Origin of the sequence: Mesorhizobium sp. SP-1A (genome assembly GCF_032460275.1) — a bacterium.
GTDB lineage: Bacteria > Pseudomonadota > Alphaproteobacteria > Rhizobiales > Rhizobiaceae > Mesorhizobium.
On sequence record NZ_JAVXZD010000003.1, the window covers coordinates 244,650 to 262,166 of the forward strand.

At 65.7% G+C, this 17,517-nt stretch carries 18 protein-coding genes and 1 tRNA gene; 7 read left to right on the forward strand and 12 right to left on the reverse strand.

Annotated features, from left to right (window positions below; genetic code table 11):
* Positions 1–13: 13 nt before the first annotated feature.
* Both cobT and QU595_RS16155 read left to right on the forward strand, forming a co-directional pair.
* Positions 14–1,024, forward strand: a complete 1,011-nt coding sequence (gene cobT, locus QU595_RS16150; protein ID WP_315923704.1) for a nicotinate-nucleotide--dimethylbenzimidazole phosphoribosyltransferase — start codon at positions 14–16, stop codon at positions 1,022–1,024.
* Positions 1,025–1,421: 397 nt separating this feature from the next.
* Entirely contained in the window at positions 1,422–1,817 is a 396-nt protein-coding gene (locus QU595_RS16155; protein WP_315923706.1) for a hypothetical protein, read from the forward strand.
* A 103-nt stretch (positions 1,818–1,920) separates the two neighbouring features.
* Here QU595_RS16155 and QU595_RS16160 read toward each other — a convergent pair.
* A tRNA-Lys gene (locus QU595_RS16160) sits at positions 1,921–1,996 on the reverse strand.
* A gap of 103 nt (positions 1,997–2,099) precedes the next feature.
* Positions 2,100–3,011, reverse strand: coding sequence for a PhzF family phenazine biosynthesis protein (locus QU595_RS16165; protein WP_315923708.1), 912 nt, complete (start codon positions 3,009–3,011; stop codon positions 2,100–2,102).
* 113 nt (positions 3,012–3,124) lie between these two features.
* Here QU595_RS16165 and QU595_RS16170 point away from each other — a divergent pair, with 113 nt between their 5' ends.
* From QU595_RS16170 to QU595_RS16180, 3 genes are read left to right on the forward strand one after another with little or no spacing between them, the layout of a single operon-like run.
* Positions 3,125–4,417 carry an efflux RND transporter periplasmic adaptor subunit gene (locus QU595_RS16170; RefSeq protein ID WP_315923710.1) on the forward strand — a complete coding sequence of 431 codons (1,293 nt, stop codon included), beginning with the start codon at positions 3,125–3,127 and terminating at the stop codon, positions 4,415–4,417.
* 4 nt (positions 4,418–4,421) lie between these two features.
* Complete coding sequence (locus QU595_RS16175; protein ID WP_315923712.1) at positions 4,422–5,132, forward strand: ABC transporter ATP-binding protein; 711 nt, start codon at positions 4,422–4,424, stop codon at positions 5,130–5,132.
* Positions 5,129–6,337 (forward strand): ABC transporter permease, encoded by a 1,209-nt coding sequence (locus tag QU595_RS16180; protein WP_315923714.1) that lies wholly within the window; start codon positions 5,129–5,131, stop codon positions 6,335–6,337. Before QU595_RS16175 ends, QU595_RS16180 begins: the two co-directional genes overlap by 4 nt.
* A 12-nt stretch (positions 6,338–6,349) precedes the next feature.
* Here QU595_RS16180 and QU595_RS16185 read toward each other — a convergent pair whose 3' ends face one another.
* On the reverse strand, positions 6,350–7,078 hold the full coding sequence (locus tag QU595_RS16185) for an NUDIX hydrolase (protein ID WP_315923717.1): 729 nt from the start codon (positions 7,076–7,078) through the stop codon (positions 6,350–6,352).
* A 7-nt stretch (positions 7,079–7,085) separates the two neighbouring features.
* The gene (locus QU595_RS16190) at positions 7,086–8,198 is read right to left on the reverse strand and encodes an endonuclease/exonuclease/phosphatase family protein (RefSeq protein ID WP_315923719.1); all 1,113 of its coding nucleotides are present in this window, start codon (positions 8,196–8,198) and stop codon (positions 7,086–7,088) included.
* Between the two features lie 179 nt (positions 8,199–8,377).
* Between QU595_RS16190 and QU595_RS16195 the strand changes: the two genes are divergently transcribed.
* Entirely contained in the window at positions 8,378–8,989 is a 612-nt protein-coding gene (locus QU595_RS16195; RefSeq protein WP_315923721.1) for a BA14K family protein, read from the forward strand.
* Between the two features lie 140 nt (positions 8,990–9,129).
* On the opposite strand, the gene ilvC is transcribed toward QU595_RS16195, so the two are convergent.
* The 4 genes from ilvC to QU595_RS16215 all read right to left on the reverse strand — a co-directional run bounded on the left by ilvC (position 9,130) and on the right by QU595_RS16215 (position 13,800).
* The gene (ilvC, locus tag QU595_RS16200) at positions 9,130–10,149 is read right to left on the reverse strand and encodes a ketol-acid reductoisomerase (RefSeq protein WP_315923723.1); all 1,020 of its coding nucleotides are present in this window, start codon (positions 10,147–10,149) and stop codon (positions 9,130–9,132) included.
* Between the two features lie 25 nt (positions 10,150–10,174).
* Positions 10,175–10,822: a TetR/AcrR family transcriptional regulator gene (locus QU595_RS16205; RefSeq protein WP_315923725.1), complete on the reverse strand. Its 648-nt coding sequence runs from the start codon at positions 10,820–10,822 to the stop codon at positions 10,175–10,177.
* A gap of 207 nt (positions 10,823–11,029) precedes the next feature.
* Positions 11,030–12,943, reverse strand: a complete 1,914-nt coding sequence (locus tag QU595_RS16210; RefSeq protein WP_315923727.1) for a potassium transporter Kup — start codon at positions 12,941–12,943, stop codon at positions 11,030–11,032.
* A 116-nt stretch (positions 12,944–13,059) separates the two neighbouring features.
* Positions 13,060–13,800 carry a pyridoxine 5'-phosphate synthase gene (locus QU595_RS16215; RefSeq protein ID WP_315923729.1) on the reverse strand — a complete coding sequence of 247 codons (741 nt, stop codon included), beginning with the start codon at positions 13,798–13,800 and terminating at the stop codon, positions 13,060–13,062.
* Positions 13,801–13,940: 140 nt separating this feature from the next.
* On the opposite strand from QU595_RS16215, the gene QU595_RS16220 reads away from it, so the two are divergent.
* Positions 13,941–14,342 carry an STAS/SEC14 domain-containing protein gene (locus QU595_RS16220; protein ID WP_315923731.1) on the forward strand — a complete coding sequence of 134 codons (402 nt, stop codon included), beginning with the start codon at positions 13,941–13,943 and terminating at the stop codon, positions 14,340–14,342.
* A 30-nt stretch (positions 14,343–14,372) separates the two neighbouring features.
* Here the strand turns inward: QU595_RS16220 and QU595_RS16225 are convergent, their stop codons facing one another.
* From QU595_RS16225 to nthA, 4 genes are all read right to left on the reverse strand, one after another.
* Entirely contained in the window at positions 14,373–15,500 is a 1,128-nt protein-coding gene (locus QU595_RS16225) for an ATP-dependent RecD-like DNA helicase (protein ID WP_315923733.1), read from the reverse strand.
* Between the two features lie 367 nt (positions 15,501–15,867).
* Positions 15,868–16,221 carry a nitrile hydratase accessory protein gene (locus QU595_RS16230; RefSeq protein WP_315923735.1) on the reverse strand — a complete coding sequence of 118 codons (354 nt, stop codon included), beginning with the start codon at positions 16,219–16,221 and terminating at the stop codon, positions 15,868–15,870.
* Complete coding sequence (gene nthB / locus QU595_RS16235) at positions 16,208–16,867, reverse strand: nitrile hydratase subunit beta (protein ID WP_315923737.1); 660 nt, start codon at positions 16,865–16,867, stop codon at positions 16,208–16,210. Before nthB ends, QU595_RS16230 begins: the two co-directional genes overlap by 14 nt.
* Entirely contained in the window at positions 16,864–17,478 is a 615-nt protein-coding gene (gene nthA, locus QU595_RS16240) for a nitrile hydratase subunit alpha (RefSeq protein WP_315923739.1), read from the reverse strand. Before nthA ends, nthB begins: the two co-directional genes overlap by 4 nt.
* Between the last annotated feature and the right edge of the window lie 39 nt (positions 17,479–17,517).

Genomic DNA, 17,517 nt, shown 5'->3' on the forward strand with positions numbered 1-17,517 from the left:
AGATGTTCGTCACATGCCGTTCAAATCGCTCGATGAATTGCGCGCCGCCTGCCTCGATCTGCCCGCCGGCAACGCGGCGGCGGCAGGTGCCGTCGCCCGCCGCCAGGACACGCTGACCAAGCCGCAGGGCAGCCTGGGCAGGCTGGAGACGATCGCCGCCTGGCTGGCCCGCTGGCAGGGCCGCGAGATGCCGAAGCTGGACCGGGTCAAGGTGTTCGTCTTCGCCGGAAACCACGGCGTCACCGCGCAGGGCGTGTCGGCCTATCCTTCCGAAGTCACGGCGCAGATGGTGGCCAATTTCGCCGGCGGCGGCGCGGCGATCAACCAGCTTGCGCGCGTCGCGGGCGCCGAGCTTGAGGTCATCCCGCTCGATCTCGATCATCCGACCGGCGACTTCACCAGGGAACCGGCCATGGACGACGACGCTTTCCTCGCGGCGGTCTCCGCCGGCTACGACGCGGTCGCCGCGGATATCGATTTAGTCTGCTTCGGCGAGATGGGCATCGGCAACACGACGCCGGCGGCGGCGATCTCGGCGGCCCTCTTCGGCGGTGGCGTCCAGGGCTGGACGGGACGCGGCACGGGCGTCGACGATGCCGGCCTCAAGCGCAAGGTCGTGGCCATCGAGGCCGGCCTTGCGCGCCATGCCGGCGCGCTGTCCGACCCCCTGAAGGTCGCCGCCGCACTCGGCGGCAGGGAGCTTGCCGCCATCTTCGGGGCCACGCTCGCCGCGCGGCAGCGCAACGTGCCGGTCCTGCTGGACGGCTTCGTCTGCACGGCGGCTGCCGCTCCACTGGCGCGGCTTCACCCGCAGGGCCTGGCCCATACGATCGCGGCTCATGTCTCGGCCGAGGCCGGACATCGCGGATTGCTGGAGGCGTTGAAGCTTGCCCCGTTGCTTGACCTCGGCATGCGGCTCGGGGAAGGCTCGGGAGCCTGCCTGGCCGTCAATATCGTGCGCTCGGCGCTGGAATGCCACGCCCGCATGGCAAGCTTCGCGGAGGCCGGCGTCTCCGAGAAATAGGGCTACCGCAGAGGCGGCACCGGGCTTGGATGCGGCGGCGGCGCCGGTGGCGGCTGCGGATCGGGCTGCGGGTCGGGAAAAGGCTCGGGCGTTGGGCCCGGCCTGGGAACGGTTCCTCGGACGGTCATGCACGCTCTCCCTGCTTGGAAAGCCGGAACGATTCGCGACGCCCTCCGTTCCATCCGGCCCGCGATGGCGTCGCCGGCCGAAGCCATCAACGCCCATCACAGCCGATAACGTTTGCGTTCCGCGCCATGCCCCAGTGCCATGGCGGCCTCTATATGCCTTGGCGAGCCGGGAACCGCCGGCGGTGACTGGATCAGCGCGACACGACGGAATCCGACGGCTCTTGTCCGGAAGCGGGCTCACCGCTTCCTCAGCCAAGGGAGACGCCATCATGCGCTCTTTCACGTCAAAAATCATCGCCGCCGCAGCGTTACTGGCAGCCCTGCCGCTTTCCGGCGCCTATGCGGCTCATCGCCATCACACCGCGAACATAGACACGCAGGCCATAACGGCATCGGTGCCGATGGATAAGGAGGGACGAGCCGTTTTCGAACAATTGCAGGGCGTCGAGCAGGGAATCGCCGAAGCCCGGGAAACCGGCAAGATCTCTGCGGGGCAGGCCCGCGACCTGATGATGCAGGCCGAGGGCATCCGCCATGCGGCATGGTCGGGAGATCGCTCCGTCCTGGCTCAGGTCAACGATCTTGACCAGCAGCTTCAGGACGATACCGGACAAGGCTTCTATTTCGGCGGCGGCGCCGACGGCGGCTATTATCCGAACGGCTGACGACACGCGCTCCGCGCCGCGGCGCCTTCGTGCGAGCGGAGGCGCCGACTTCACGCGAACACGTAAAAACGCCGCGCAAACATCGGAACTGAAAGGGTTTGGATGGTGGGTGATGTAGGGATCGAACCTACGACCCGCTGATTAAGAGTCAGCTGCTCTACCAACTGAGCTAATCACCCACGGGGCCGGTGAAACCAGCTTGGGCGGGCATATAGCCGCCGCTTTTCGCCCTGTCCAGCCCCGTGCGACGCATTTCCCGATAAATCTCGACAGTTTGCCGTCTCAGGCAAAAAGCACGCCCTCGGCCACCTTGACCGCATGGCCTCCGATGCGTGCGGCCTCGAGCTTGCCGGCCGCTACTTCGAGCTCCAGCCGGATCCGCGAGGGACGCCCCATCTCCAGCCCCTGCTCGATGTAATAGCGCGCGATGCCGTCGCGCGGCTGGTCGAAATGCATGATCGCACCGGCAAGGGCGGCGACCGCCGAACCGGTGGCCGGGTCCTCCCAAGACGGGAAGCCCGGCACGAACATGCGGGCGTGGAAGGCGCTGTCGCTCTGCTTGGTCTCGCGCGAGTAGATATAGGCGCTGGCCGGCTGGCCGGTCTCGTCGGTCGGGGCGATGTCGAGCCACGCGGCGTTGTTGAACTCGATTTTCGCCGCGGCCTGCAGGTCTGGAACCGGCACCAGGACATATCCGACGCCCGCCGACCAGAAGGACACGCGGTGATTCTCGAAGCCGATTTCGTGCGGATCGAGGCCGAGCGCGGCGCCAACCGCTTCCGCGTCTGCCGAAAGCCGCAATTGCTGCGGCAGGCGGGCCAGGTCGAATTCGGCGAAGGCTGCGGCATCGCCGCGGCGGCTCACCGCGCAACGAACCGGGCCGATGTTCTCCTCCAGCACGAATATGCCGTTGCCGTTTGCGCCCGCCAGTTCGGCGAGCGCCACGGCCGAGCCGACGGTCGGGTGGCCGGCGAAGGGCATCTCGTAGTCCGGCGTGAAGATGCGGATGCGGGCCCGGTGCCGGGGATCTTCGGCCGGCTGCACGAAGACCGATTCGGAGAGATTGAACTCCCGGGCGATGCGCTGCATGGCCGCTGTGTCCAGCCCCTCGCAGTCAAGCACGATGGCAAGGGGATTGCCCGAAAGACACTGGTCCGTGAAGACGTCATAGACCACATAGTTGCGGCGCGGCATGGCCCTTCCTCCGGTTCGTCGCCAACATGAGCAAAATTTAAGTTGAAATTCAGCCTGTATGACCTGATCTGTGCCCTTGGAAGGGACTTCGAACATCAGAATAGGGTTCCGCCGTGGACCAGCTTGTCAAGCCGCCGCAGGCGGAAACTGAGCCGACGGGAAATCCGCCCGGGTTCGAGGCCGCCGGCTTGGCCCGCAAGCCCCGGCGGGCGTGGATTTATGCGATCCTGTCCCTCGCGGCGATCATGGCCGCCATTGCCGCCTATCAATGGTATGCGTCGGCCCCGCCGGCAGTGGATTTCACCACCGCTCCGGCCGCGCGCGCCGACCTGACCGTCGAGGTTTCGGCCACCGGCACGCTCCAGCCCCTGACCCAGGTCGACATCTCCAGCGAGTTGTCGGGAATCGTGCGTTCCGTATCCGCCAATGAGAACCAGGCGGTGAAGAAGGGCGACGTGCTGGCGGCGCTCGACACCGCCAAGCTCCAGGTGCAGATCGAGCGGGCCGAGGCCTCGGCCAAGGCGGCCGCCGCAAGCGTCGAGACGGCCAAGGTCACGCTGACCGAAAGCCAACAGTCGCTGGCGCGCGCAGCCGAGCTGACGCGGCGCGGCATGGCCCCGCAGCAGACGCTGGACACCGCCACCGCCGCCCGCGATCGCGCCAGGGCAGCGCTGGACAGCGCCGAGGCCAATCTGGCCATCGCCAATGCCGACCTGAAGGCGCAGCAGACCGACCTCGCCAAGAGCACGATCTACGCGCCGATCGACGGCATCGTGCTGACGCGCTCCGTCGATCCCGGCCAGACGGTGGCCTCCTCGCTGCAGGCGCCGGTCCTGTTCGTCATCGCCGCGGACCTCAAAAGCATGGAACTGAAGGCCGCCATCGACGAGGCCGACATCGGCCGGGTCCGGCCCGGCCAGCATGCCCGCTTCACCGTCGATGCGTTTCCGGACCGTCCTTTCGATGCCGAGATCCGCGATATCTCCTACGCCTCCGTCACCACCGACGGCGTCGTCAGCTATGACGCCCGCCTCGACGTCGATAATGGCGAACTGCTGCTGCGGCCGGGCATGACCGCCACCGTTTCGGTGGTCACGCAGAATGCGAAGGACGTGCTGACCGTGCCTTCCACGGCCTTCCGCTACCGTCCCGCCATGGGCCGCCGCGACGGGGGTTTCAGCCTGCTCTCCATGTTCACCGGCCGCAGGGGGCGCCCCGGCGCCGCCCAGCCCGAGCAACGGCAGCCGAAGCCCGCCGACGGCTCGCGGCTGCTCTACGTGCTGAAGGATGGAAGACCGCGGCCGGTTTCCGTCAAGGTCGGCGCGAGCGACGGCGAACGCACGGAAGTGCTGTCCGGCCTCTCGGAAGGCGATCTGGTCATCACCGGCTCCCAGCAGCGGAGCTAAAGCGATGAAACCCGGCTCCGCGCTCATCACCTTCGACAAGGTGTGGAAGACCTATGGCCAGGGCGAAGCCAGGGTTCACGCGCTGGCGGGCGTGGACCTTTCCATACCGAAGGGCGAGTTCGTCGCCATCATGGGCCCGTCCGGTTCAGGCAAGTCCACCTCGATGAACATCATCGGCTGCCTGGACACGCCCACCGCCGGTACCTACTCCTTCATGGGTCTGGATGCCGGCCGGCTGGATCGCAACCGCCGCGCCATGCTGCGCAACCTGCATATCGGCTTCGTCTTCCAGGGCTACAACCTGCTGCCGCGCACGACGGCGGCGGAAAACGTCGAGTTGCCGCTGATCTATCGCGGCGTGCCGGCTTCCGAGCGGCGGGAACTGGCGTTGCGGGCGCTGGCCGAGGTCGGGCTGACGGGGCGCGAACACCATACGCCCGCCGAGCTTTCGGGCGGCCAGCAGCAGCGCGTGGCGATCGCGCGCGCCATCGTTACGCGCCCTACTCTCCTGGTGGCGGACGAGCCGACCGGCAATCTCGACACCGCCCGCAGCCACGAGATCATGGAACTGGTGACGCGCCTGAACCGCGACCTTGGGCTGACGGTGGTCATGGTCACCCATGAGCCCGACATCGCCGCCTACGCGCAGCGCACGATCGGTTTCCTCGACGGCCATGTCGCCTCCGACACCATGAATGCGGAGGCCGTCGGATGATCTGGGAAACCGTCCGCCTCGCTTTGCGCTCGGTGCGGCGCAACGCGCTTCGCTCGTTTCTCACCCTGCTCGGGATCGTCATCGGCGTCGCAGCCGTCATCGCCATGCTGACCATCGGCTCGGGCACGACAGAAAAGGTGAAGGCCGACATCGCCAAGCTGGGCTCGAACCTGCTCGTGGTCCGCGCCGGCCGTCCAGCAGGCCCCGGAGTGCAGGATTCCGTGGTGCGCCCCCTGACCGACAAGGACCTTGCCGCCCTCACCGCCCATCTTGACGGTGCGCGCGCCATCGCGCCCGCTTCGCAGAAGCAGGTGCGCGTCATCTATGGCACGGCGAGCATCACCACCGGCGTCACCGGCACCGACAGCGCCTTCCTGGACGCGCGCGACTGGACGCTGGCGTCGGGACGGGCCTTCTCGGATTCGGAGACGCGCGGCGGCGCGGGCGTGTGCCTGATCGGCGAAACCGTGCGCCAGCAGTTCTTCGGCGCCGGCGACCCGGACGGCGAGATCATCCGGGTCAACCGCTCGAGCTGCAAGATCATCGGCCTGCTCGCGCCGAAGGGCTACACCGGCTTCGGCCAGGACCAGGACAATGTCGTGCTGATGCCGCTCAACGCCTTCCAGCGGCGCATCGCCGGCAACCGCAACATCGACAACATCTATGTCGCGGCGGACGATGCCACGCCCACCAGCGAGTTGCTGCCGCGCGTCGAGGACATATTGCGGGACGCGAGGCGGGTTCCGCAGGACCGGGACAGCGATTTCGCCATCCGCGACATGACGCAGATCGCCGACACCATGGCCAGCGCGACCGCCACCATGACCGGGATGCTGGGCGCCGTCGCCGCCGTCTCGCTTCTGGTCGGCGGCATCGGCATCATGAACATCATGCTGGTGTCGGTGACGGAACGCACGCGCGAGATCGGCATACGGCTGGCCATCGGCGCGCATGAGAAGCACATCCTCGTCCAGTTCCTGGTCGAAGCCACGGTGCTGTCGCTGCTGGGCGGCATCGTCGGCATCCTGATCGGCCTGTCGCTCGCCGGCCTCGCCTCGCTGACGCTGGGCATACCTTTCGCACCGAGCCCGGCCGTGATCCTGCTTGCCGTCGGCTTCTCGGCCCTCATCGGCATGGTGTTCGGCTTCTTCCCCGCTCTGCGCGGCGCCCGCCTCGATCCGATCGAGGCGCTGCGGCACGAGTAAGCCCGGATACCGTCAGCCGGCCGAAGAAGCGGCGTTCTCGAAATGCCAGCGCACGATCGCGTTCATGTGGCCGATCATGCCTTCGGGCCGGACCGTGCCCGAACGGATGACGATCGGCCTTTCGATCTCCGGCTCCGCTTCCTTTGCGACGAAGGCCTCGATGCGCCGCGCCAAAGTCTCGGCATCCTCGTCGAGGAAATACCGACGGAAGATCACCGTCGAGGAATCGAGCGAAAAGATGTGATCGACGGCGTCGCGTCGGGCTGAGGATATGTCGAGCCCGGTTTCCTCCAGGACCTCGCGCGCCATGTTGCCGTGCAGATCGACCTGCCCGTCTATGAAATCCATCGGCTCGAACGAACCCGCCGCGAAATAGATCTTGCCGGGGTTGGCGGTGTGTCGCCCCATGCGGATCGCCACCAGCGCGTTGTCGCGCGACACCAGCACCGGGAATGCAAAGCTGTGCTCTATGCCGGCCTCGCCCTTGTTCTTGCGCCAGTAGAGCATGGTCGCATAGCGCACCGGGTGGCAGCGCCCGGCAAGCCGGCGCTTGTCGTAGCCGAGGCTGGAAAGCAGCACCATGGTTCCGTTGAACAATGCCGGATTGGCCGCGACCTCCTCTTCCCAGTTCGCGGCGATCGCCTGCGCATGCCGCGCCTCGAACGGATGCGGCGCCGGATCGAGCCGGACGTCTGTCTTGTCGACGGGCAGGACCATACCGCGCGGCAGATCGAAACTCATGCCCGCCTCAAGCCAGATCGAGGGTGATGGCAACCGGGCAATGGTCCGAGGCCTTCGGCCTGTCCCAGCCCACGCGCGGGAAGCGCTCCACGTCCTGCCCTTCGGGGAACGGCGTGCGGTAGGGCTGGCCGTTGCGCACGATGTCGGGAACGGCCCCGCCATTGTGCGCGGCCAGGGACGGGGACAGCAGAATATAATCCAGCTGGCAGAGATGCCGCTCCTGCGGGCCGCGCGTGTGAAACAGGGTCCATCGATCCATTTCCGGCCGCCGCTCGACGACGTTTTCGCAGAAACCGTCGTCCAGCAGGACGTTGAGGCTGGAATGCGGCTCGTCGGCCACTTCGTGGCGGTAACCGCCGAAGGCGTCGCCTTCGATCTTCACGCGCTGGCGGTAGTCGTTGAAATCGCCGCAGATCGCCCAGCGCTTGGAAGCGGCGTGGTCGGGGCCGAAGCGCTCCTCGATAATGCGCCGCACCGCCTGCGCCTCGGCGAAGCGCAACGGCATCGTCGCCGCGCGCCCGTCCAGCCCGTTGCGCGGCGGTCCCATCGACTTCAGATGAACGAGATAGAGCGTGAACGGAGCCCCGCCGACCTTCAGGTCCACCTCGAGGCAGTCGCGCCTGAAGATGCGTTCATTGGCCTGGTAGCCCAATCCTGCCAGTTCCGGCGTGAACAGAGCGAACTGGTCGAAGGTGACGTGGGCATGGCTGGTCATGCGCACGAACTCGATCGGCTGGCCGTGCATGGTTTCGGTGCGCATCATGACGGCGACGTCGATGCCGCGCGAATCATTGCCGGCCGTGGTGTATTTCTGCCGGTATCCCTCCCCGATCATCTTGAACAGGTAGCCATACTCGAACGCCTTCAGTGCTTCGATATTGTCGACTTCCTGCAGGCAGATGATGTCCGCGCGGGTCGCCGCGATCGCCAGCGCCGTCAATTGCCGGGCGTCGTCGGCATGGGCGATGGTTCGCGCCTGTTCCAGCGCCCGGTATTCCGCTTCCGTGCGGATGTCGAACAGGGCCAGCGTGCGGTCCTCGTTGAGCTGGTTGCGGAAGCCGGAGAAATCGAACCTGTTCATCAGGTTCTCGACATTGAAGGTGGCAAGGCGCAGCGACATGATCGCGAGCTTTGCCCGCAAGAAGCCGCGAACACAAGCCCGTTACCCGAGGCGCCGAGATTTGATCGAAGTCGAGCCCGTGGAACTTTCGCGTTCATCTTCCGTTCAAACAGAAACGCACATCGTACCCTTTCTGCGGGTAAGCAGGTTCAGGGTTCAATCGATCGAGGAGAAGCGCAATGAAACCGCTCTTTTCAAAAGCCACTTTCACTTCGGGATTGCTGGCGCTCGGGCTGGCGGCGGCGACTGTTGCGCCGACCCTTGCCGCTCCGACAGTTCCGGCGCCGGCGGTTCCCGCCGCAACAGGCATGAGCGACATCATAAAGGTCCGTGAGGGCTGGGCTGGCGGCAACAGCCGCGGCGGCGAGATGATATGGCGCAACCGCGGCTGGCACCGCGGCTGGAATCGCGGCGGCTGGCGCGGCGGCGACCGCGATTGGCGCGGTGGCCACTGGCGCGGTGACCATTGGCGCGGCGGCTACTATCGAGGCGGACACCGCTACTACCGCGGCGGCGACGGCTGGGGTTGGGGCGCTTCGGGCCTCATCCTCGGGCTGGGGCTCGGCGGCGGCTGGCCGGGATACTATGACGGACCCGGCTACTACCCCGGTTACGCGCCGGGCTACTATTATGCGCCGCGCTACTATGCGCCGCGCCGTGTCTATCGCGTCTACCGGGGCGGCAACGCGCATGTGCGGTGGTGCTATGAGCACTACCGGTCCTACCGGGCTTCGGACAACACCTTCCAGCCCAACTATGGACCTCGCAAGCAGTGCCGTTCGCCCTATTGACGGCCGAGGCCACCACAAAAAGGCCGGCGGATCGCTCCGCCGGCCTTTTCGCTTGAGAACCGGTGCTTGAAAATATCGACCCGCGCGCCCCGCAGGGCGAAGCCCTGGGACGCGCAAAGGCGAACAAGCCGCGGCTCGGCTCAGTTCTTGGCCTTGTCGACCAGCTTGTTCTTGGAGATCCACGGCATCATGCCGCGCAGCTTCTCGCCGACCTGCTCGATCGGATGCTCGTCGTTGAGGCGGCGAGTCGCCTTGAAGCGCGCCGCACCCGAACGGTATTCCTGCATCCATTCGGACGTGAACCTGCCGGTCTGGATGTCGTTCAGCACGCGCTTCATCTCGGCCTTGGTCTCAGGCGTGATGATGCGCGGACCCGACACATACTCGCCCCACTCGGCGGTGTTGGAGATCGAGTAGTTCATGTTGGCGATGCCGCCCTCATAGATCAGGTCGACGATCAGCTTCACTTCGTGCAGGCACTCGAAATAGGCCATTTCCGGCGCGTAGCCGGCTTCCACCAGCGTCTCGAAGCCGGCGCGGATCAACTCGACCAGACCGCCGCACAGCACCACCTGCTCGCCGAACAGGTCGGTTTCGCACTCCTCGCGGAAGTTCGTCTCGATGATGCCCGAGCGGCCGCCGCCGACGCCGCAGGCGTAGGAGAGCGCGAGGTCGAGAGCATTGCCGGAAGCGTCCTGATGCACGGCCACCAGGCACGGCACGCCGCCGCCCTTCTGGTATTCGCCGCGCACGGTGTGGCCCGGGCCCTTCGGCGCGATCATGACCACGTCGACTGTCGACTTCGGCTCGATCAGGCCGAAATGCACGTTGAGGCCGTGCGCGAAGGCGATCGCGGCGCCGTCGCGGATATTCGGGGCGATCTCGTTCTTGTAGATGTCGGCCTGCAATTCGTCGGGCGTGGCCATCATCATCAGGTCGGCCCACTTGGCGGCGTCGGCGACGCTCATCACCTTGAGGCCGTCGGCCTCGACCTTCTTGGCCGTCGCCGAGCCGGCCTTGAGGCCGACGGCGATTTCCTTGGCGCCCGAGTCCTTGAGGTTCAGCGCATGGGCGCGGCCCTGCGAACCGTAGCCGATGATGGCGACCTTCTTGCCCTTGATCAGATTGAGATCGGCGTCGCGATCGTAATAGACACGCATGTTTTCATCCTTCCCGTGTTTGGATTTAGTGAGCTTGCGAATCCTTCCCTGCCCCGTAGAGGGCGAGAAATTGCTGGGTGGCGCGGGCGGCGTCCGTGGCGATGGCAGCCTCCGTCAGGCCCGGCCAGTCGCCGAGCAGAAGGCGAATCTGTACATCGCGGCCGACCAGGCCGAAAAAGGTGCGGAACGCCGTCTCGGAATCCTCGAAGGCAAGATAGCCGCGCCGCTTGCCGGCTTCCAGCACCGGCTTCAGTCGGCCGGCGAGCGCGAAGCGCCCGTTCTCCAGCAGGATCGCGCCGAGATTGTCCTTGCCCGAGCTCGTATGGCTGACCGCGACGCGGTTGAGCGCGATCGAGGTGTCGCTCGAGATGACCTTGAGCCAGTCCTGCGCGAAGCCTTCGAGGCTCTCGGTCAGTGAAATCAGGTCCAGATTTCCGGCATCGACCGGCATCACCCGCACCTTCGAGGCCTGCCATCTGACGGCCGAGGTCAGCAGGCCGTCGCGGTCGCCGAACCATTTGTAGAGCGTTTCCTTGGAGCAACTCGCCCGGCGGGCCACGGCCGCCATGGTCAGCCGGTCGCCCTCCTCGACGAGAAGCCGAAGCACCGCGTCCAGCACATCGCGCTGGCGCGGGGTCAGGTCCTCGATCGTGTTGTCGACAGGCCGATGCAAGACGTGGCTTCCCAAGACCGCACGGAAAGCGGCATCGCCGCCTTAACCGTACCGTACGTTACGGTTCGGCTTATGGCTCAAACCGCCGTCGCTTGCAAGCGCGGAATCGGCCTGCCCGAGTATCGCGCAGCGGACCGACGCCGCCACGCGTGAGATAGCTGGCTCCGGACGGCAGGCCGAAGCGACCGCCGGGCCCGCCGGTCAGTCTCAGATGGCGACCTGCGTGCCGATCTCGACCACGCGCCCGGTGGGAATCTGGAAATATTCCGTAGCGTCGGCGGCCGTGCGCGCCAGCACGATGAACAGCCGGTCCTGCCAGACCGGCATGCCGGAATTGGGCGAGGCCTTGAGCGAGCGCCGCGACAGGAAGAACGAGGTCGTCATGATGTCGAACTTCCAGCCCTGCTTGCGGCAGATCGCCAGCGCGCGCGGGATGTTCGGCTGCTCCATATAACCGAAGGTCAGCTTCACGCGCATGAACAGCTCGTTGACCGTCTCGATCTTCACGCGTTCGCCGTCCGGAACGACCGGTTGCGGCGCCGTGACGACCGACAGGATGACGTTCTGCTCGTGCAGCACCTTGTAGTGCTTGAGGCTGTGCATGAGCGCCGTCGGTGCGCTGAATGGGTCGCTGGTCAGGAAGACGGCCGTGCCCGACACGATCTGCGGCTTCTTCTTCACCAGATTCGCCGCCAGGAAATCGAGCGGAATCTCGTTGCGGCGGGTCTTCTCGAAGAGATAGCGGCTGCCGCGGATCCAGGTCCACATGATCAGGCCCATGATCGCCGCGACGGTGAGCGACACCCAGCCGCCTTCCATGACCTTCACCACATTGGCCAGGAAGAAGCCCGAATCGATGATGCCGAACAGAATGGCGAGCGCGGCCGCTGCGCCCAGTTTCCAGGCCCATTGCCAGCGCATGACGACGAACAGCAGGATCGTGGTCATCAGCATCTCGCCGGTGACCGAGATGCCGTAGGCCGAGGCCAGCGCGCTGGAACTGCCGAAGCCGACCACCAGGAGCATGACGCCGAGCGCGACGATCAGGTTGACGCGCGGCATGAAGATCTGGCCCGACTGCATTTCGGAGGTGTGGCGCACCTCGATGCGCGGCAGGAGGTTGAGTTGCACCGCCTGCCGCGTCAGCGAGAACGCGCCCGAGATCACCGCCTGCGAGGCGATCACAGTCGCCGCGGTCGCCAGGATGACCATGGGCAGCAACGCCCAGTCGGGAAGCATCTGGAAGAACGGGTTGTGCGGCTTGCCGCCGTTGGCCAGCACGAACGCGCCCTGGCCGAAATAGCACAGCAGCAGGCAGGGAAAGACGATCCAGAACCATGCCAGCACGATGGGCCGGCGGCCGAAATGGCCGAGGTCCACATAGAGCGCTTCCGCGCCGGTGACGGCCAGAAACACGGCGCCGACGGTGACGAAGGCGCCGGTCGGCGTCGTCGCGAGATAGTAGATCGCATAATAGGGATTGACCGCCAGCAGCACGGACGGGTCGTCCAGAAGATGCGACAGGCCCGACACGCCGAGCGAAATGAACCAGACGGCCATGATGGGGCCGAACACCACCGCCACCCGGCCCGAGCCGAAGCGCTGCACCGCGAAAAGCGCTGCCAGGATGACGAGGGTGATGGGAACCACATAGGAGTTGAAGGCCGGAGTGACGACCTCGAGGCCTTCCACCGCGGAAAGGACCGAAACCGCCGGCGTGATGATGGAATCGCCGAAGAACAGCGCCGCCCCGCACAATCCGATGGCGAGAATGACCCTTGAGCCCTTGGGATAGGCGCTGCGGGCGAGCGCCATCAGCGACAGCGTGCCGCCCTCGCCCTTGTTGTCGGCGCGCAGAACGAAGGCGATGTATTTGATGGTGACGATGATCGTCAGCGCCCAGACGATGAGCGACAGCACGCCCAGCACGTCGGAGCGCGCCACCGCCTCGCCCGAAGCGTGCAGCGCCTCGCGGAACGCGTAGATCGGGCTGGTGCCGATATCGCCGTAGACGACGCCGAGCGCGCCCAGCATCAGCCACGGCGTGCCGTGTTGCTCGGCCTCGGGCTGACTCGTCTGTTCGGCTGCTTCCGCCTCGCTGCCATTGTTGGCGAGGGCCATCGGCGACACTCCGTTAAGCGCGCGGTGCTCTACCCTTGCCGCAATGCAATATCAAGTGCTCCAGAGGTAATGGCTGCCATGTGACCTCTGCGCGGCTGCATCCCCGGTTTCGTATCCTACCAGCCGCATGCACGGAGAAAGCGCTCGACTGTGCGCGCCATGCCATACTGCAGGGCATCCGCTGTCAACCCATGTCCGATCGAAACCTCCGCCAGCGCGGGCACCCTGCCTACGAGCGCCGGAAGATTGTCCACCACCAGGTCGTGGCCGGCATTCACCGCCAGTCCGGCGGCCCGTGCCGCGTCAGCCGTTTTCCCCAGTTTTTCCAGTTCCTTGCGCGCCTTTTCGGAATCTGAATGGCAACCGCCATACGGCCCCGTATAGAGTTCGACGCGGTCGGCGCCCGTGTCGCGTGCCGCAGCGATGCCCGCCGGGTCCGGATCGGAGAAGAGCGACACCCGAAACCCTCCCTTTTTCAGACGCTTGACGACGGGACCAAGGAACGACGCCTGTGCGGCGAAGTCCCAGCCATGATCCGACGTGGCCTGTGCCGGATCGTCGGGCACCAACGTAACCTGTTCCGGCTGGTACCGTTCCACGAGTTGCAGGAAATCCTCGCTCGGATAGCCTTCGATGTTGAATTCGGCCTGCGGGAATTCGTCGTCGATGAGCGCGCGAATCTCAGGCAGATCGGCAAAACGGACGTGGCGCTGGTCCGGCCTGGGATGGACGGTCAGGCCATGCGCGCCGGCCGCGAGCGCGATGCGCCCCAGCCCGGTCACGCTCGGCCACGGCAGGTCACGCCGGTTGCGCAGCATGGCTACCGCATTGAGGTTCACCGACAGCTTGGCGGGCATGGCAGGCTCCGGAACGTTGAGGACCAATCGGCATACGTGGATCGGTCTTGGCCCGGCATCTATAGCGGCTTCGGGCGGAACGCACAGGGGGTTTACGGTGTTCCACAGTACCGAAAGGCAAAAATGAACGAGGAGCGCTGATGAATTTCCTTGAGGAAGTGCCGGCCGTTCGCCGCATCGATACCGACAGGAAAGACCTGTTCGCGGTCGAAATCGTTGGTCATGTCACCGCGGCGGATGCGGAAAACCTGCTCGGCCTGCTGCAGGCCGCCTGGGTGCTGCACGAGAAGATGGACGCACTCGTCAGGTTGACCGAGCATGACGGGGTGGATTGGGCCGATATTCCGCAGGAGACGATCGAACAGGGCAAGGACGGGGCCATCCAGCATATCCGGCGTTGCGCCGCGATCGGCGATCCGGACTGGACGGCCGCCTTCCAGGGCTTCCTTGCGCCTGCGCTGCCCATCGAACTGCGCCATTTCCCCGCAGAGGACGAAGCCGAGGCATGGCGCTGGCTGGGCGCACACCCCGCAGCGAACTGACTTGGCATACAGCGGCGGAGCCGGTGCGCTCTATCGCACCACGGTCAGCCGTTCGGCCGCGCGGGTGATGGCCGTGTAGAGCCAGCGCTGGCGCGTGTCCTTGAAGGCGAAACTCTCGTCGAACAGCACGACGTTGTTCCACTGCGAGCCCTGCGCCTTGTGGACGGTCAGCGCATAGCCGTAGTCGAAATCGTCGAAGCGCTTCTTCTGCTGCCAGGGAATATCCTCGTCAGGATTCTCGAAGGCGGCCTTGAGCAATTTGATCTTGGCCACGCCGCGGTCCGGATCGTCCTCCTCGGGCGACACCAGCAGATTGATGCCGGGCTTCACCGTTTCGCGCGAGGAGGTCATGACCTTCCAGAGCGAGCCGTTGAGCAGGCCTTTGGCCGGATCGTTGCGCAGGCACACCAGCTTGTCGCCGGCCTGCGGATAGCTGGCGGAAAAGCCTTTCAATTCGCGCAGCCGCGCATTGTAGCGCCTGCGCGTGCGGTTCGTGCCCACCAGCACCTGGTCGGCCGAAAGCACCAGGTCCTGGGTCACCTGCTCCTTGCCAATGACCTGCGCCGTGCCGAAATCGCCGCGCATGAACTCGCGGCCTTCGCGCACGTCGAGCGCCAGCCGGATGATCGGGTTGTCGCGCGCCTGCCGGTGGATTTCGGTGAGCAGGAAATCCGGCTCGTGCTCGGTGAAGAAGCCGCCGCCCGAAATCGGCGGCAATTGCCCGGGATCGCCCAGCACCAGGATCGGCGTTCCGAAAGACAAGAGGTCGCGGCCGAGTTCCTCGTCCACCATCGAGCATTCGTCGATGATGACCAGCGCGGCCTTGGCAATCGGGCTCTGGCGGTTGAGCGAGAAAGTCGGCGACATCGACGTCTTGCCGGTCGTCTCGTCCTCCACCGCTTCCTCGCCGCGCGGGCGATAGATCAGCGAATGGATGGTGCGCGCGTTGACGGCGCCCTTGGAGCGCAGCACCTGCGCGGCCTTGCCGGTGAAGGCGGCGAACTGCACCTGCCCGTCGACATGCTCGGCGAAATAGCGCGCCAGCGTGGTCTTGCCGGTGCCGGCGTAGCCGAACAGGCGAAAGACCTGCGGCTTACCGCTTTTCAGCCACTTCGCCACCGCCTGAAGCGCGGCATCCTGTTGCGGTGAGAATTCCATGATTTCGACAGACAGGATTCGCGCCTCAAGGGCAAGGTCCAGATGAACCAGCCCAAATCGGTCTGTGCGAAATCGCCGCCTTTACAGAGCAGCGAAACCTCACGCTGCTTGGCCATGGCATAGGAAAATCAGTCTCCAAGATTCAGCAGCCTCGCTTATGGCTTCGGCGATACCGATCCCGCGTGAACGCGCCAGCCGACAAACCGGCATGTCGGTTTCCTCTCCCTTAACGTGTATCACCATGTCGTATGCAATTCTAATTGGTTACATAAACCCCATGCTATCGCACACAGAATGAGAACACAACAAGAACATACAGCCCGTAGGTTTTCCCGTGGCCGATCGAGAGCAGCACTCGGACGATGAATCAGCCCCGTTCCGGATCGTTCTCCAGCAGGATCGGCCTGCCGTGCGGCGTGGCATGCGCGGCGCGCTGCCAAGCGACGGTGAGTTCGTCCACATCCTGCTTTCCGGCGACGCCCTTGGCAGCAAGCAGCTTTTCCAGTGCGCGTAACCAGTGCCTGTAATAGTCGCTGCCGTCTTCGGCCGCTTCCGGCGCCTTCACCTCGGCCGAAAGCGCCTCGGCCCACTCGCCCCACGAAAACAGGCCCTTTTCGTGCAGGGCCACGGTCAGCGCGAAGGCTTGGGCCTGCCACGGTTCGGCGAACGCCGGCTCGTCCATGCCGGGTGGCAAAACGCGTTCCGCCTCACGCCGGCTCAAGGTAGCTTTCCCACGCATCGATGCTGACCGTCAGTGCCGGGTCGGCCCCCTCGCCCCAGATTTCCCGGCCGTCGAAAACGACCGTGTAGACCCATTGCGGGTTTTCGCCGCGGCCATGCGCGTTGGTGTCGGGAAACACGAATCCTTCCCGCACGGCATCGATCGTGCCGGCCTTGCCCCGTGCATAGCGCGGCAGCCTCGTATGGCCGGTCGGGTTGAAGTTCTTCGTGCGCACGCGCTCGCCGGCCTTGAAGCGCGCGGGCGAACCGACCGGACGGTCGCACGGCCCGCCGCGCGCCAGCACCGCCGGCACGTCCCCGGCCTTCAGCACGCGCCTTGGCCGCGCATTGCCGCCCAGCGACTTGCCCACCAGCAACTCGTCCTGCGTGACGAAGCCGTGCCGCTTGAGCAGCGTTTCCAGTGCCTTGATCCAGATCTCGTAGTAGCTGGAGGAATAATAGTCGGCCGGATGCAGGCACTCGCGCGCATGGCGGCTCTCGTCGATGTTCCAGTGGCCCATGGCGCCGGCGCAAAGCGTCACGCCCAAGGCGCGCTTTTCCCATTCGGCATGGAAATAGGGCTCGTCCTTTTCCGGCGCGACCGGGCCGAAGCCCATCTGGCCGCCGAGGTCCTGCGGTCCGTTCATGCCGGATCCCTCGCAACCGCGGTGCCGATCATGGAGTCGCGCGTGACAAGGTCGGCAAGCTTGTCCTCGCGCCAGCCTTCGGTGCCTGCGGGGCGCATCGGCACCACCAGATAGCGGAGTTCGGCCGTGGAATCCCAGACGCGGATTTTCGTCTCTACCGGCAGCGTCACGCCGAATTCGGCAAGAACGCCGCGCGGGTCGATCACCGCGCGCGAGCGGTAAGGCGGCGACTTGTACCAGACCGGCGGCAGGCCGAGCACCGACCACGGATAGCAGGAGCACAGCGTGCAAACGACCATGTTGTGCTGCTCCGGTGTATTGAACACCGCCTGCATGTGCTCGCCCTGCCGGCCGCTGTAGCCCAGCGAAGCGATCGCCGCGGTGGCGTCGCGCTTCAGCCATTCGGCAAATTCCGGATCGCTCCAGGCCCTGGCCACCACGCGGGCGCCGTTGCGCGGGCCGACTTTCGTTTCGTAGGTCTCGACGATCGCGTCGATAGCGGCGGGATCGATCAGACCTTTCTCGGTCAGGATCGTTTCCAGCGCGCGCACCCGCGCGGCCATGGGGTCGAGTTCGTTGTCGTGGTGGTGGTCGTCGTGATCGTGCGCCATGACCGTCACGCTAGGCCGGCGCCGGGCAAGCTGCAAGTG